The sequence below is a fragment of the Campylobacter sp. FU_520 genome, from assembly GCF_025772385.1.
GTDB lineage: Bacteria > Campylobacterota > Campylobacteria > Campylobacterales > Campylobacteraceae > Campylobacter_D > Campylobacter_D lari_C.
Genome location: NZ_JAKMRZ010000009.1, coordinates 46,150 through 61,311 on the forward strand (window position 1 = coordinate 46,150; position 15,162 = coordinate 61,311).

Sequence of the window (15,162 nt, forward strand, 5' to 3'; positions counted from 1 at the left end):
GTTAAAATACTTTTTTAATTATCAAAAAGGGTATCAAAATGAGAAAAAGCATAGCAGAATGGCAAAAACAAGAGCTACTTTTACTTTCCTTGCCTCATGAAAATAGCGATTGGAAGCCTTATTTAGAAGAGATTTTGCAAAGCTATGAAGAATTTGTTAAAGCTGTGGCAAATTTTCAAAAAGTTTTACTTATAGCACCAAGTGAAAAAGACTTTCAAAGATTTAAGCATATAAAAAACGTTGATTTTTTTAAGTGCGATACTAATGATACTTGGATTAGAGATTTTGGTGCAATTGATGTGTGTGAAGATGATAAATTCATAGGGCTTGATTTTATTTTTAATGCTTGGGGTGATAAATTTCAAAGCACTTTAGATAATGCGGTAAATTCAAAACTTTTTGCACAAAAATTATCTGGAAAATTAGAAAAAATTGATCTTATCTTAGAAGGTGGGAGTATTGATTTTAATGGGCAAGGAGTAATGCTTACAACGAGTGCTTGTTTGTTAAATGAAAATAGAAATTCACATTTAAATAAAGAGCAAATTGAAGCTAAGTTAAAAGAAATTTTTGGCTTAAAACAAATTATATGGTTAAATCATGGTTATATAAAAGGCGATGATACTGATCATCATATAGATACTCTAGCAAGATTTATCAATGAAAAAACCATTGCTTATTGTGTATGTAAAGATGAAAATGATGAGCATTATGCACCTTTAAAGGCTATGGAGGAGGAGCTTAAAAAAACAGGATTTGATTTATTAGAGCTTCCTTTACCTAAGCCTTTGTATTTTGAAGGTAAAAGACTTGGTGCTACTTATGCAAATTTTGTTTTTGTTAATGGTGGCTTGATAGTGCCAACTTATAATGATGAAAATGATGCTTTGGTATTAGAAAATTTACAAAAAGCATGTAAAGATAGAAAAGTAGTAGGGGTTGATGCAAGAGTGTTTTTAAGACAAAATGGTTCTTTGCATTGTTCTTGTCAAAACCGCTATGAAGGTCAAAGATGAATTTGCAAAAAAGCGCAACCATCATCGCAAGTGTATGTGCTGTTTTTTTAGCTATTGTTAAATTTATAGTAGGTTTAGCTTCGGGTTCTGTTGCGGTGCTTTCTAGTGCGATCGATTCTTTACTTGATTGTGTGATTTCGGGTTTAAATTTTTTAGCTTTGAAAAAAAGCTCTCAAGGATCTAGTAAAGAATATAATTTTGGCCTTAGTAAAATTGAAGCATTAATGGGACTTTTTGAAGGTCTTGTTATTAGTGGGATTGGGGTTTATATTTTTTATGAGAGTGTTTTAAAAATTCACAATCAAGAAAGTGTAGAAAAACTTGATCTTGGAATTTTTGTCATGGCTTTTGCTATGGCTGTAACTTTGTGTTTGGTGGTTTTTTTAAATTATGTTGCCAAAAAAACAAAAAGCTTGATTATAAAAGCTGATAGCTTGCACTATAAAATAGACTTTTTAACTAATGCTCTAACGCTTTTAGCACTTGTGATTATAGCTTTTACAAATTATCATTTTATTGATGGATTATTTGGTATAGCTATAAGTTTATATACGATTTTTTCAGCTTTTAAAATCATCAAAGAAAGTTCTAAAATTTTATTAGATGTGGCAATTGATAAAGAACAAGTTGAAGTGATTAAGCAAATTATAAGTGCAAATAAAGAAGTTAAAAGCTTTCATCATTTAAAAACTAGAAAAAGTCCTGATATACTTTATGTTAGTGTGCATTTAGTTTTTGAACCTACAATATCACTTTTAAAAGCTCATAAAATCGGTGATGAGATTGAAGATAGTGTAAGGGAGCATTTTAAAGATGATTTTTGGAATATCCATATACACTTAGACCCTTATGATGATTCAGAAGAAGAAAGGAGTAAAAATGAAATTAGCACTCATACAGCAAGAATTTAAACAAAATAAAGAAAAAACTATAGAAAAAACATGCGAACTTATCAAACAAGCAGCAAAAGAAAAGGCTGAGCTTGTATGCTTGCAAGAGCTTCATCAAACGCAGTATTTTTGTCAAAGTGAAAATACAAACTTTTTTGATTTGGCAAATGACTATGAAGAAGATGTTAAATTTTGGTCTAATGTGGCTAGGGAAAATAAAGTTGTTTTGGTAACTTCTTTATTTGAAAAAAGAAGTGCAGGACTTTATCATAATACTAGTGTGGTATTTGAAAAAGATGGCTCCATAGCAGGTAAATACCGCAAAATGCATATTCCTGATGATCCTTGTTTTTATGAAAAATTCTATTTTACTCCAGGTGATTTGGGCTTTGAACCTATACAAACAAGCGTTGGAAAACTTGGAGTTTTAATATGTTGGGATCAATGGTATCCTGAAGCTGCTAGATTAATGGCTTTAAAAGGAGCACAAATTTTAATTTATCCTACTGCTATAGGTTGGTTTGATAAGGATGCAAAAGAAGAAAAACAAAGACAACTTGAAGCTTGGATAGGTGTGCAAAGAGGCCATGCTATAGCTAATGGCTTACCTGTAGTAGCTATCAATAGAGTGGGTTTTGAAAAAGATGAAAGCGGTGTGGAAGATGGCATAAGATTTTGGGGAAATTCTTTTGTTTTTGGGGCTCAAGGTGAAGAGCTTTTTAGAGCTGATGATAAACAAGAGCTTTGTAAAATCGTTGAAATTGATATGCAAAGATGTGAAAATGTGCGTAGATGGTGGCCGTTTTTACGCGATAGACGCATAGAGTATTTTCATGAATTAAATAAAAGATTTATTGACTAAAAGGAGGAAAAATGAAAAAAGTTTTAGTGCCTTTGGCAAAAGGTTTTGAAGAAGCTGAATTTATAGGTATAGCTGATGTTTTAAAAAGAGCAGGGGAGGCTAGTGGGAATTTAGAAGTAATTATTGCTTCGCTTGATGATGAGCTTTTGGTACAAGGTGCTAATGGAATTTGCATAAGGGCTGATGTGAGTTTATCTAGTGTTGATCAAGAAAATTTAGACGCAATTGCTTTAGCAGGTGGATTTGAAGGTATGATGAATTTAAAAAACAATCAAGCTATCATAAAAATCATACAAGATTTACATGCTAAGAAAAAAATCGTAGCAGCTATTTGTGCTTCACCTATGGTGTTAGCTAAAGCAGGGGTGATAAATGGGGAGTTTTCTTGCTATCCTGGTTGTGAAGTAGGTATTGAAGGTGTAAGAGTAAATAAAGCGGTTGTGGTAAATGAAAATGTCATCACAGCAGCTGGGCCTACTACGGCTATTTTGTTTGGTTTAGAGCTTGCTAAACATTTATGCTCAGAAGAAATTTATCAAAAACTTTATGAAGGTATGCTTGTTCCTTTGACAAAATAAACCCTCGCTAATGAGGGTTTAGCTTATATTTGTTTCATAAGCTTAGTGATTTCACCCTCATGAGGAAATCTATCTACTTCGCAGTTAAACAAGTCTTTTTTAGAGTAAATGATTTTGCCATCTACTTCTACTATAAAATGACCACCACCTTTTTCTATGGTAGAAATTTGCGCATCTTTGAATTCGCTTTGTATTTCTTCTGCAACCCTTGCAGCTTGTGGTTTGTAATTTCAAAGATTACAATAATAAATTTTTACTTCCATTTTTTACTCCTTTTTTGAAAGTAAGCTATTATACATTTTTTATGCTTGTAAGTTTTAAATTTAAGGTTTTTTTTTATAATAATAAAAAACTTAAGGGAAAAGATGAGCCAATTTACACATTTACATTTACACACAGAATATTCTTTACTTGATGGAGCAAATAAACTCAAAGAGCTTGCCAAAACGCTAAAAGCACAAGGTGCAACAAGTGTTGCTATGACTGATCATGGAAATATGTTTGGGGCTATTGATTTTTATAAAACGATGAGGGCTGAGGGGATTAAACCTATCATAGGGCTTGAAGCGTATTTGCATAATCATGATGATTTAAGCGATAAAAGCTCAAGACAACGCTTTCATATTTGTTTGTTTGCTAAAAATGAAATTGGCTATAAAAATTTGATGTATTTAAGCTCGCAAAGTTATATACATGGTTTATATTATTACCCAAGGATTAACAAAAAGCTTTTAGAAGCACATAGTGAGGGTTTGATTTGCTCTTCTGCGTGTTTGCAAGGTGAGGTTAATTGGCATTTAAATACCAAAAATGAAAGAAATTTAAAATTTGGTGCAAAAGGTTATGAAGGCGCAAAAGAAGCTGCGCTTTGGTATAAAAAGGTTTTTGGAGATGATTTTTACCTTGAGATTATGCGTCATGGTATTGATGATCAAAAATTTATCGATGATTCTATCATCAAACTTGCTAAAGAGCTTGATATAAAAATCATCGCAACTAATGATACGCATTATACTTTTAAAGAAAGAGCAGCTGCACATGAAGTATTTATGTGTATAGCTATGGGGGTTAAGCTTGATGATCCAGGGCGTTTAAGACATGAAGTGCATGAGTTTTATGTAAAAACATCAGAGCAAATGAGTGAGCTTTTTGCTGATATTCCTGAAGCTATTGAAAATACTCAAGAAATAGCTAATAAATGCAATCTAGAATTAAAACTAGGCGATCCAACACCACCAAATTTTAAATTTACCCGTGAATATGCAAAAAAATATGGCTTAAGCTTAAGTCAAGAAGATCAAGAATTTAGCTTTGATAATGATGATATAGTTTTTGAGTATCTTTGTAAAAAGGGTTTAGAAGAAAGACTTCAATTTATCGATGCAAGTAAACATCAAGAGTATAAAGATAGACTTGATTTAGAAATTAGTATTATTAAAAATATGAAATTTTCAGGTTATATGCTAATTGTTCATGATTTTATCGCTGCAGCTAAGGAAAAAGATATACCAGTTGGCCCAGGGCGTGGGAGTGCAGCGGGGAGTTTGGTTTCGTATTGTTTGAAAATTACAGATTTAGATCCTATACCTTATAATCTTCTTTTTGAGAGATTTTTAAATCCTGAGCGTGTATCAATGCCCGATATTGACGTGGATTTTTGTCAAGATAGAAGAGGGGAAGTGATTGATTATGTTATTGATAAATACGGAGCTGAAAAGGTTGCGCAAGTTATTACCTTTGGTAAGCTTTTAGCAAAGGGAGTAATCCGTGATGTGGCTAGGGTTTGTGATATGAGTATACCTGATGCGGATGCTTTGGCAAAATTAGTTCCTGAAGAGCTTAAAATCACTTTAGAAAAAGCTTATGAGCAAGAGCCAAAAATCGCTGAATTTGTAAATTCTCATCCAAAAGGGCGTCAAGTTTGGGATTTTGCCAAGGCATTAGAGGGTTTAAATAGAAATGCAGGTATGCACGCAGCCGGAGTTGTGATATCTAATGAAGCTTTGTGGAATAAAGCTCCGCTTTTTAGACAAAGCAAAAATGATGAGCGTCATTTGGTTACGCAGTATTCTAAAGAATATCTTGAAGATGTAGATTTAATCAAATTTGACTTTTTGGGTTTAAAAACTCTTACAGTAATTGATAATGCGATTAAGCTAGTGAAAAAGCGCTATGGCAAAGATGTAATTTGGGAAAAGATTGATATGAATGATCCTAAGGTTTATAAAACCATACAAAGTGGTAATACCTTGGGCATTTTCCAAATAGAATCAGGCGGTATGCAAAGTTTGAATGCTAGGTTAAAGCCTGAAAGATTTGAAGATTTAATCGCGGTTTTAGCTTTATATAGACCAGGCCCACTTGATAGTGGGATGGTGGATGATTTTATCGATATTAAGCATGGTAGAAAGGCTGCTACTTATGCATTTGAAGATTTAAAACCTATACTTGAAAATACTTATGGGGTTATAGTTTATCAAGAGCAGGTTATGCAAATAGTGCAAAAAATCGGTGGTTTTTCTTTGGGTGGGGCTGATAATGTGCGTCGTGCTATGGGTAAGAAAAAAAGAGAAATTTTGGATAATCTTAAAGCAGAGTATTTAGAAGGAGCTAAAAAGCAAGGTTATGATGAGAAAAAGGCTGATGATTTATTTGAACTTATTTTGAAATTTGCTGAGTATGGTTTTAACAAATCTCACTCGGCTGCCTATGCACTTATAACCTTTCAAACAGCGTATTTAAAAACTTATTATCCAAGTGAGTTTATGGCTGCACTTTTAACAAGTGAAGAAAGTAATGTAGACAAGGTCGCAAAATACATTGAAGAGATGAAAAGAATGAATATCAAGCTTTTGCCACCAAGTATTAACAAAGCCCAAAGAGAATTTAGTGCAACTAAGCTTGAAGATGGTTCTGAAGCTATTATTTATGGGCTTGGAGCGATTAAAAGTGTGGGAATTCCTGCGATAGAAAATATCATGGCAATTCGTAAGGAAGAGGGCTTTAGTGATTTTGATGATTTTATAAGTTCGATTGATCCAACTAAGATTAATAAAAAAACCATAGAAAATTTAGCCAAATCAGGCGCTTTTGATGAGTTTGGCTATACTAGAAAATGTTTAGTGGATAATCTTGAGCTTATTTCAGAAACAAGTAGGAAAATCGCTGAAGTTAAAAGAAACTCTACTGCTTCACTTTTTGGAGAAGAAGAAATAGCCGCAGATATCAAAGTAGGGCTTCATGATAGTAAAATCGAATTTGAACTAATGGAAAAACTAGGCTATGAAAAAGAAATCTTAGGAATTTATGTATCAGGCCACCCTTTAGATAAATTTGCAAGTCAAATAGAAGGCATAGAGTATTTTAAAAGTATGGACTTTGAAACACTTAAAGGCGAGGGTGAGCTTTTGGTGGTAGGGAAGATTGAAGATTTTAAATCAATGATGAGTAAAAGCGGTAAAAGATATGCTAAGGCTGTGGTTTTAGACTTTTATTCTTCTTTTGATATGATTATTTTTGAAGCTCAAGTAGAAAAAGTTGAGGCACTTTTTAAAGAAAGTAAAGATGAAGCCTTTGCCTTTTTACTAAGATATAAAAACAATGACAATGACTTAAGCTTTAGTCTAAATGAAATTTACACCCTAGAAGAAGCAAAGGAAAATGAGTTAAAATCTTTTAGTAAGAAAAAAAGCTTTGCAAAAAAAGAAAACAAAGAAGAATTTACCCAAGAGCCTATGAAATTTGAAGAAAATATCATAGAACTTGATATTAACAAGCTTAGCAAAGATATGGTGTATGAAATTTATGATCTAGCTAATACAAGGCACAATCCAAAAGATACTAATAACAAAAAGCTTGTGCTAAAAGTGCTTGATATGGGTAGTTGCTTGCTTTATCATACAAATTTTGTTCTCTCGCAAGAAGCTATGGATGTGATAGCTCAAAAATGTAAAGGTTAAAATATAGACATTAAAAGTCCATTTTATATAGTATAATTATATCAATACAATATAAAAAGGATAAAAAATGGCTTTAGCGGTTGAAACTATTCAAGATTATACCATCCAAAAAGGTAAAAAATCTTTTTGGATGTGTTTTAACACTCCAAACAATGATTTTCATGTCAATAAAACAAAACATAGTGATTTGTTTGATAAAGACAAGACAGATTATAAAGCTAGAGATGAATTTTTAGCTTTTATGAAAGAAAATTTTCCAAAAACAAAACTAACTATGGTATTTGATACGGCTCCGGTGGGGTATTTGTCGTATCCTTATTTGGGTAGTCTTGCTGTTGATTGTGATGAAAATGATGAAGTTTATAAGGCTATAAATAAAAAATACGAAGATGAAAATTGCATGCCAAAATCCATGAATGCAGTTTTTTGGGAAATGAGCCTTGAAGTAGCCAAAGAGCTACATGAGGCTAGGAAATTTGATTATGAAAATTTTTAAAGGTAAAAAATGCAAATACAAACTTATATAAAAGAAGCTTTAGACAAAGCAGAGGTAATCATCATCACAGCTGGAGCTGGCATGGGAGTAGATAGTGGTTTGCCTGATTTTAGAGGAAAAGAAGGTTTTTGGAGAGCTTATCCGCATTTGCAAAAACTAGACATAGACTTTGAACGCATGGCTAATCCTACAAATTTTTATACAAACGCACAGCTTGCTTGGGCTTTTTATGGACATAGATTTAAATTATACAAAGATACTATGCCACATAAAGGTTATGAAATACTTTTAAAACTTGCAAAAAGCAAACAAGATTATTATGTCGTTACGACTAATGTAGATGGGCATTTTAAAAAAGCTGGTTTTGATGAGAATAAAATTTATGAATTTCATGGAAATATAAATTATTTACAATGTTTTAATTATGCATGCGGTGATTTGATCTGGCAAATGCAAGAGGAATTAGATATAAATATGGAAAATTTCAAAGCTTTATCTTTGCCAAAATGTCCTAGATGTCAAGGCTTGGCAAGGCCAAATATCTTGATGTTTAATGATGGTAGTTTTAATGATAGTCGTTATTTTTTACAAAAGCAAAGTTATAAAAACTGGCTTAAACCCTTAGAGGATAAAAACATCTTGCTTGTAGAGCTTGGAGCTGGTAAAGCTGTGCCTAGTATGCGTATGTTTGGCGAGGATTTTTGTAAAAAAAGCAAAGCTAGAACACTTTTAAGGATCAATCCAAATGAGTGTGATTTTCCAAAGTTTTTTAGAAATGGCATAGGACTTAAGATGAAAGCTTTGGAAGCTTTGGAAATGATAGATAGCTTGATATAATAAGCTTAAAATTTAGAAAGGCTATAAATGAGTGGTAAAAATACAGAAGTAAAATCTTGTGTTGTGAGTTTGAAAGAGTTGGTGCGTGGAGATATAATTAATGGTAGTAATATTTTTGATAAAGCTTTTTCTTTAAACATACCTGATTATCAACGCCCTTATTCTTGGGGTATAGAGCAAGTTAAAACTCTTTTAAAAGATATAAGCGAACAAATAGATAAAAACCAAAATAAACAAGATGTTGAAAAACAAAAATATCTTTTAGGAAGTTTGATATTGCATACAGAAAATACAGAAAAAAAGTTTAATATAGTAGATGGCCAACAACGCCTTACTACCTTGGCTTTAATTTTAAGAGTTTTATGCGAAAATAATCAAGAAAAATGCAAAGAATGTAAAATATGCGAAAATAATCAAGAAAAATGCAAAGAATGTAAAATAGGTAATTTTTTAGGCAAAGTTAAATACTCTCATAATGAGTCAAAATACCATATCAAAGAAAATTACGAGTATATAAAAGCTTATTTTGAAAGTTATAAAAATGATAAAAAATGCGAGTTTTTAAATCTTCTTTTAAAAAATATAGAATTTGTCTGCGTTTTAGCTCCAAGTGAAGATGATGCGTTTTTGTTTTTTGATAGTGCAAATTCAAAAGGTAAAGGCTTAAAATCATACGATCTTATAAAGGCTTTTCATTTGCATTCTTTAGAGAAAAATCAAGGTAGTATGCTAGGTTATTATGCAAGGAAATTTGAAAATCTTGCAAAAGATGAAAGGAAAATCACTATTTTATTTGATGAGCTTTTAGCACCTGCTAGAGCATGGTTAAAGCACAAAAGCATTAATGCTAATGATATTAAAGCATACGAAGAGTTTTGTAAAGAATTTTTTAGCGATAAATTCCTTTATAGCAAGGAAGATTTAGGAATTTTAAGTAGTTTTGCTAATGGGGTAGATTTTTTTGAGTATTTGTTTAAATACAATGAGTTTTTTGATAAATTATCAAATAATGCTTTATATCAAGAGTTAGATAAGATATATTACACAGGATTTATTTATAACAAATACATTTATGCCATTGCTGTGATGATTTATTTTTCTAAATTTCCAAATGGTAATAGTGATTATTTCTTAGCCTTGCTTGCAAGAGCTGCTTTTAGCTTAAGAGTTTATAGACCAAGTATTTATAGGGCTACTCAAAGAGATTATGCTTTGGAATTTTTAGAAAAAGTGTATTTTGTATCTTTTGAAGAGGAATTAGAGCAAAATTTACTTGATTTTATAGCTATAAAAAATGAAGAAGAAAGAAAATCAACACAAGAATTAGATGGTGGAAGAGGTGATTATATAGAAATTGTTAAAAAATACTATCAAGGTGAAGATGCTCTATATAAAAACATCCCATCACATTATGTAAAAAAATAAAAAATAAAGGTATAAACAATGAGTAATAAAGCAAATATTAAAAATATTAGTGAAGTAAAAGATATCTTTTTTGAAATTCCACCTTATCAAAGACTATATGAGTGGAATAAAGAGCAAATACAAACTTTACTTAATGATATAAAAACTAAATTTGATGAAGATAAGAAAGATGAAAATAAGAATGAATACTTTATCGGTAATGTAGTGGTAAGTAAAAAAGATGATAAATATCTACTCATAGACGGCCAACAACGCTTAACAACTTTGTTTTTGATAGGATTTTTTCTTTCTTATAAAAATCCAACTTATAAAAAACCAAGCGATCAGCTAAAGTGGAAAAAATTTATAATGCAAAGTGATAAACTTAGAATTTCTATGCCTATAAGAGAAAAAGAAGAAGAAGTTCTAAAAGAATTTGCTAAATTTTGCAATAAAGATAATAAAGATAATGAGAGAAAAAATGATATTTTTTTACAAGAAATTAAAAAATTTCCACAGGATATATGCCAAAACATACCGCAAGCTTTAGAAATTATAGTAAATTGGTTTGAAGAGAATATCAAAGAAAATACTAATGAATTTTCCGATGAATTTTCTAATTTTATTTATAGCAATGTAAAATTTGTTTTTGTAGAATTAGCCCAAAATACTGACTTAAATCGCTTTTTTATCCGTATGAATAACCGCGGCAAACAATTAGAAAAACATGAAATTTTAAAAGCAAGACTGCTTTCAAATATTAATGAAAACGAAAGAGCTTTTTATGCTCATATATGGGATATTTGCTCACAAATGGATAATTATATCTTTCAAAAAGCTAGCGATAGAGTGATTTCTAAGTCAAATGAAAGTAGTAGAGATAATTATATAAATAATATCATACAACCTAAAAAATCATTTGACAAACCAAATCAAGACAAGACAAACCAAGGTAAATTTAAATCCATAGTAGATTTTCCTACTTTTTTATTGCATGTTTATAAAATTTGTAATGAACAAGATATCGCTATAGATAAAAATAAGCTTTTAGATATTATAAAAATAGAAGAAAAAGAAAGTAGAGAAAAAGCTAAAAAATTCATAGAAAATCTTTTAAAATATAGAATTTTATTTGATTATTTTGTTATTAAAAGTCAAGATGATATGGAAAATTCTTATAAGATTAGAAGATTATCTAAGGAAGATAAAGCATATACAATTAGTGAAAAATCTAATGAAATGTCTGATCTTGCTATGGTGCAAAATTATCTACGCGTAGCAAGAAGTGGTATGTCTAATAATCATCATCACTGGCTTACTCCGTTTTTGAAATTTTTGGATGATAAAATTAAATTAGAAATTCCATATAATGAAGTAAGTAGTGATAATATGACAACTCAAATAAACAATTTTGATGATCTTGTTATAAATGATTATGATTCTTCTAATTTGGTAATTTTCCTTGAAAATTTAGATACGGCTTTGGCTAAAGAGCAATTGCAAGATAATGATTTAATTAAAAAAGTTAATGAAATTCTAAATTCGGAAAATAATTTGGAAGCAACTGGTAATGTTGACTTAAATAAATTTTATATAAATGAGCATGAAACACAAAAATGCATATTAGATCAAGGAACAGCGACTCCGCATTATTGGTTTTATCGTTTGGAGTATTATTTATGGAAGTATTCAGAAACAGATAAATTAAAAGAAACAGAATTAGATGAGAAAAAATTTAGCAATATTGCTAGCAATTTCTATTTTAGAAGCTTAAATTCCATAGAGCATGTGCAAGCGCAAAGTAAAGCACAAGAATGGAAAGATGAAAAAGATAGCAATATAGATAATTTTGGAAATTTAGCTCTTATTAGCTCTAGTTTTAACTCATCTTTGAATAACCAAGATGTGCCAAGTAAGTATAGCGATTTTAAAAAAAGATATATGGATAATAAAAAAGCAGTCATATCTTTAAAACTATGGCTTATATATGCACTAGCTAAAGATAATGATGAAATTACTTGGACTTTTGAAAAAGCTAAAAAACACAAAATCCAAATGTTAAAAATTCTAAAAAATTCTTTTGAAAGCAATTAAGATAAAGCCTTAGGCTTTATCTTTTCATAAATTTAGCAAGGACTTTGTTTTTGCTTCTTATCTTACGAAAATACTCTTTTGATAAGATATCTTTTAAAATTTTAGCATTGTTGTAGCTTAGATTAGTTTTTCTTTGTATGTAAGAAATAGCATTATTTGCTAAATTTTTCTCTCTTGATTTTTTTATCAAAGCCTTGTCTAAAGTAGCTATCTTAGGCATGTTTTTGATAAATTCTAGATACTCTTCTTTGCTTTCAAAGGGAGAATCTTCAAAACTAAATGGAACCTGACTTGGTATTTTTTTCTTTTTCATGTTTTCCTCCATATTTTTAAAATGATATTCTAGCATAAAATATAGACAATCTTAGTCTATAAAATTCTAATATAATTTCATTTTACAAAGGAAAGTGATGAAAGAAGTTAGGATTATTATCGATGATGAATTTGATCATGTAAGAGATTTTTGTAATGGCTTTGCGGCGGTAAAAAAAGCTGGTAAGTATAGCTTTATAAATAGCAATGGAGAATTAATTTGTGATTTTTTATATGATGAGGTTTTAAATTTTAGTCAAAATTTAGCAGGTGTTATGATAAATGATAAATGGGGTTTTATAGATACTAAAGCTAAGGTGGTAGTGGATCTTATATATGATGATGTTTGTAGTTTTGTAAATGATTATGCACTTTTGCGACAAGGAAATGAAAATATCATCATAGATACTCAAGCAAATATCATTTTAAAGACTGAATATGATGGCATTATAAGACTCAGTGATAAGCTTTTTAAGATCAAAAAAGGCGATGTGTTTGCATTGGTTGATCAGAATGGAAATTTTTTAAGTGATTTTGAGTTTTTAAGTATAAAAAGACTAAATGAAAAATTATTTTTATGCAAGCAAAAGATCAATGGTAAGGTTAAATGCGGAGTTTTGAATGAATTTGCAAAGCTTGTTTTAGAGGCTAAGTTTGATGATATTAGCTTGATAAATGATGAGTATTTGCTAGTGTTTGATGGGTTTTTGTATGGTTTGTTTGATGTAAATTTAAATTGCATTTTTGATCCTATGTATAAGGATGTGAAATTTATAGCCAAAGATATGATCAAAGTCAGGGTAGGGACTAAATATACTAAGGCTAAGGGCGTGGGTTGGAGGGTTTTTAAGATTGTTAAAGCCTAAATTTAGGTTTGTTTTTATAGTTAAAATATGCTTTAAATAAAATTTGAGGTTTATTTTATACTTTTTAATTGCATTGTATTGTCTTTTTCTAGTAAAAATAAATTCGTATCAAGTTTTAATATCTCATCATACTCAATCTCAACAACAATTTCTTCATTTTTATTTATCAAACCCCATTTTTCACCAAGCTTAACTTCAGCTAAGCCATCTTTAAACCCCAAAGCATTATCATATTTTGCTTCTATAACTAAATTTCCTTGTTTATCTATAAAACCACATTTTCTACCAAGTCTAACATCAGCTAAACCTTCATTAAAAGAGTAAACTTCAACATACTTTGCTTCTATAACTAAATTTTCCTTTTTGTCCATAAAGCCATATTTTCCATTAAGCATAACCCCAGCTAAACCATCATTAAAATTAAAAGTAAAATCATATTTTGCTTCTATAACTAAATTTCCTTTTTTATCTATAAAACCCCATTTTCCATTAAGCATAACCCCAGCTAAACCACCACTAAATTCTCCAACATAATCATACTTTGCTTTTATAACTAAATTTCCTTTTTTATCTATAAAACCCCATTTTCCATTAAGTTTGACTTTTACTAATTCTTCTTTATGATAACTAATTTCATCATATTCGGTATTTATGATTATCTCCCCTTTTTCATCTATAAAACCATAGCCACATTTTCCATCAAGCTTAACTCTAGCTAAACCTTCACTAAATTCATCAATGCAATTGTATTTTGTTTCTATAACTAAATTTCCCTGTTTATCTATAAATCCCCATTTTCCATCAAGCTTAACTCTAGCTAAACCTTCGCTAAATTTACCAATGCAATTGTATTTTGTTTCTGTGATTAATTTTCCTTGTTTATCTATAAAACCATAGCCACATTTTCCAATAATCTTAACTATAGCTAAACCATCACTAAATTCTCCAACATAATCATACTTTGTTTCTATAACTAAATTTCCCTGTTTATCTATAAATCCCCATTTTCCATCAAGCTCAACTATGGCTAAACCATCACTAAAATTTCCAACATAATCATACTTTGTTTCTATAACTAAATTTCCTTTTTTATCTATAAAGCCATATTTTTCGTTAAGCTCAATCCCAGCCAAACCTTCGTTAAAATCATCAACATAATCATACTTTGTTTCTATAACTAAATTTCCTTTTTTATCTATAAAGCCATATTTTTCGCCAAGTTCAACTCCAGCTAAACCTTCACTAAAATTAAAAATATCATCATATTTTGTTTCTATAACTAAATTTCCTTGTTTATCTATAAATCCCCATTTTCCATTAAACATAACCCCAGCTAAACTTTCATTAAACTCCAAAATATTATCATACTTTGCTTCTATGGTGAAATTTCCTTGTTTATCTATAAAGCCATATTTTCCATTAAACATAACCCCAGCTAAACCTTCACTAAAATTAAAAATATCATCATATTTTGTTTCTATAACTAAATTTCCTTGTTTATCTATAAAACCCCATTTTCCGTTAAGTTCAACGCCGGCCAAGCCATCATGAAAGCTGTTGATACCATCATATTTTACTTTTGTGATTAAATTTCCCTTTTTATCTATAAAGCCATATTTTGTTTTTGTACAACAAAATCCATATAAATCATCATTTAAGTGATAAATCTTGCCAGCGATTTTTTTTAGTATGTTTCCATTGATATCAAATAAAATTGAATCTTCTTTAAAAGTTGTTGCATAATACATTTTATCTTTTTTTATAACACCACAATCTGCTATTTTTTTACCAGTAAAATTCTTATCTAGTTTTAAAAGACTTGTTTTCATGTGTTTTCCTTTTTAAATT

Annotated in this window: 13 protein-coding genes; 10 read left to right on the forward strand and 3 right to left on the reverse strand. The window is 30.0% G+C overall.

All coding sequences use genetic code 11. The features are described from left to right. The first annotated feature begins 38 nt into the window (after positions 1-38). From L8W55_RS04770 to L8W55_RS04785, 4 genes are read left to right on the forward strand one after another with little or no spacing between them, the layout of a single operon-like run. Positions 39-1,016, forward strand: a complete 978-nt coding sequence (locus tag L8W55_RS04770) for an agmatine deiminase family protein (protein ID WP_263677583.1) — start codon at positions 39-41, stop codon at positions 1,014-1,016. After that, a complete protein-coding gene (locus tag L8W55_RS04775; protein WP_263677584.1) occupies positions 1,013-1,927 on the forward strand; it encodes a cation diffusion facilitator family transporter in 915 nt (304 codons plus the stop codon). The genes L8W55_RS04770 and L8W55_RS04775 overlap by 4 nt, the downstream gene beginning before the upstream one ends. Beyond that, on the forward strand, positions 1,896-2,768 hold the full coding sequence (locus L8W55_RS04780; protein ID WP_263677585.1) for an N-carbamoylputrescine amidohydrolase: 873 nt from the start codon (positions 1,896-1,898) through the stop codon (positions 2,766-2,768). Before L8W55_RS04775 ends, L8W55_RS04780 begins: the two co-directional genes overlap by 32 nt. A gap of 11 nt (positions 2,769-2,779) precedes the next feature. Beyond that, positions 2,780-3,346 carry a DJ-1 family glyoxalase III gene (locus L8W55_RS04785; RefSeq protein ID WP_263677586.1) on the forward strand — a complete coding sequence of 189 codons (567 nt, stop codon included), beginning with the start codon at positions 2,780-2,782 and terminating at the stop codon, positions 3,344-3,346. A 23-nt stretch (positions 3,347-3,369) separates the two neighbouring features. Here L8W55_RS04785 and L8W55_RS04790 read toward each other — a convergent pair whose 3' ends face one another. After that, complete coding sequence (locus L8W55_RS04790) at positions 3,370-3,609, reverse strand: SelT/SelW/SelH family (seleno)protein (protein WP_263677587.1); 240 nt, start codon at positions 3,607-3,609, stop codon at positions 3,370-3,372. 102 nt (positions 3,610-3,711) lie between these two features. Between L8W55_RS04790 and dnaE the strand changes: the two genes are divergently transcribed. The 5 genes from dnaE (at position 3,712) to L8W55_RS04815 (ending at position 12,136) form a co-directional block, all read left to right on the forward strand. Further along, positions 3,712-7,305 carry a DNA polymerase III subunit alpha gene (gene dnaE, locus L8W55_RS04795; RefSeq protein ID WP_263677588.1) on the forward strand — a complete coding sequence of 1,198 codons (3,594 nt, stop codon included), beginning with the start codon at positions 3,712-3,714 and terminating at the stop codon, positions 7,303-7,305. 67 nt (positions 7,306-7,372) lie between these two features. Further along, on the forward strand, positions 7,373-7,801 hold the full coding sequence (locus L8W55_RS04800) for a hypothetical protein (protein ID WP_263677589.1): 429 nt from the start codon (positions 7,373-7,375) through the stop codon (positions 7,799-7,801). A 9-nt stretch (positions 7,802-7,810) separates the two neighbouring features. Beyond that, entirely contained in the window at positions 7,811-8,638 is an 828-nt protein-coding gene (locus tag L8W55_RS04805) for an SIR2 family NAD-dependent protein deacylase (protein WP_263677590.1), read from the forward strand. Positions 8,639-8,665: 27 nt separating this feature from the next. Further along, positions 8,666-10,063: a DUF262 domain-containing protein gene (locus L8W55_RS04810; RefSeq protein ID WP_263677591.1), complete on the forward strand. Its 1,398-nt coding sequence runs from the start codon at positions 8,666-8,668 to the stop codon at positions 10,061-10,063. Between the two features lie 18 nt (positions 10,064-10,081). Next, positions 10,082-12,136: a DUF262 domain-containing protein gene (locus L8W55_RS04815; RefSeq protein WP_263677592.1), complete on the forward strand. Its 2,055-nt coding sequence runs from the start codon at positions 10,082-10,084 to the stop codon at positions 12,134-12,136. A 16-nt stretch (positions 12,137-12,152) separates the two neighbouring features. Here L8W55_RS04815 and L8W55_RS04820 read toward each other — a convergent pair whose 3' ends face one another. Further along, complete coding sequence (locus tag L8W55_RS04820; RefSeq protein WP_263677593.1) at positions 12,153-12,449, reverse strand: hypothetical protein; 297 nt, start codon at positions 12,447-12,449, stop codon at positions 12,153-12,155. Positions 12,450-12,546: 97 nt separating this feature from the next. On the opposite strand from L8W55_RS04820, the gene L8W55_RS04825 reads away from it, so the two are divergent. Next, complete coding sequence (locus L8W55_RS04825) at positions 12,547-13,314, forward strand: WG repeat-containing protein (protein ID WP_263677594.1); 768 nt, start codon at positions 12,547-12,549, stop codon at positions 13,312-13,314. A gap of 50 nt (positions 13,315-13,364) precedes the next feature. Here L8W55_RS04825 and L8W55_RS04830 read toward each other — a convergent pair whose 3' ends face one another. Then, a complete protein-coding gene (locus L8W55_RS04830) occupies positions 13,365-15,143 on the reverse strand; it encodes a WG repeat-containing protein (RefSeq protein ID WP_263677596.1) in 1,779 nt (592 codons plus the stop codon). Positions 15,144-15,162 lie beyond the last annotated feature (19 nt).

Bases quoted from the DNA above. Each gene is read 5' to 3' on its own strand.
- L8W55_RS04830 (WP_263677596.1), bottom strand. From the start codon at position 15,143: ATGAAAACAAGTCTTTTAAAACTAGATAAGAATTTTACTGGTAAAAAA.
- L8W55_RS04785 (WP_263677586.1), top strand. From the start codon at position 2,780: ATGAAAAAAGTTTTAGTGCCTTTGGCAAAAGGTTTTGAAGAAGCTGAA.
- L8W55_RS04810 (WP_263677591.1), top strand. From the start codon at position 8,666: ATGAGTGGTAAAAATACAGAAGTAAAATCTTGTGTTGTGAGTTTGAAA.
- L8W55_RS04775 (WP_263677584.1), top strand. From the start codon at position 1,013: ATGAATTTGCAAAAAAGCGCAACCATCATCGCAAGTGTATGTGCTGTT.
- dnaE (WP_263677588.1), top strand. From the start codon at position 3,712: ATGAGCCAATTTACACATTTACATTTACACACAGAATATTCTTTACTT.
- L8W55_RS04800 (WP_263677589.1), top strand. From the start codon at position 7,373: ATGGCTTTAGCGGTTGAAACTATTCAAGATTATACCATCCAAAAAGGT.
- L8W55_RS04770 (WP_263677583.1), top strand. From the start codon at position 39: ATGAGAAAAAGCATAGCAGAATGGCAAAAACAAGAGCTACTTTTACTT.
- L8W55_RS04820 (WP_263677593.1), bottom strand. From the start codon at position 12,449: ATGAAAAAGAAAAAAATACCAAGTCAGGTTCCATTTAGTTTTGAAGAT.
- L8W55_RS04825 (WP_263677594.1), top strand. From the start codon at position 12,547: ATGAAAGAAGTTAGGATTATTATCGATGATGAATTTGATCATGTAAGA.
- L8W55_RS04815 (WP_263677592.1), top strand. From the start codon at position 10,082: ATGAGTAATAAAGCAAATATTAAAAATATTAGTGAAGTAAAAGATATC.
- L8W55_RS04780 (WP_263677585.1), top strand. From the start codon at position 1,896: ATGAAATTAGCACTCATACAGCAAGAATTTAAACAAAATAAAGAAAAA.
- L8W55_RS04805 (WP_263677590.1), top strand. From the start codon at position 7,811: ATGCAAATACAAACTTATATAAAAGAAGCTTTAGACAAAGCAGAGGTA.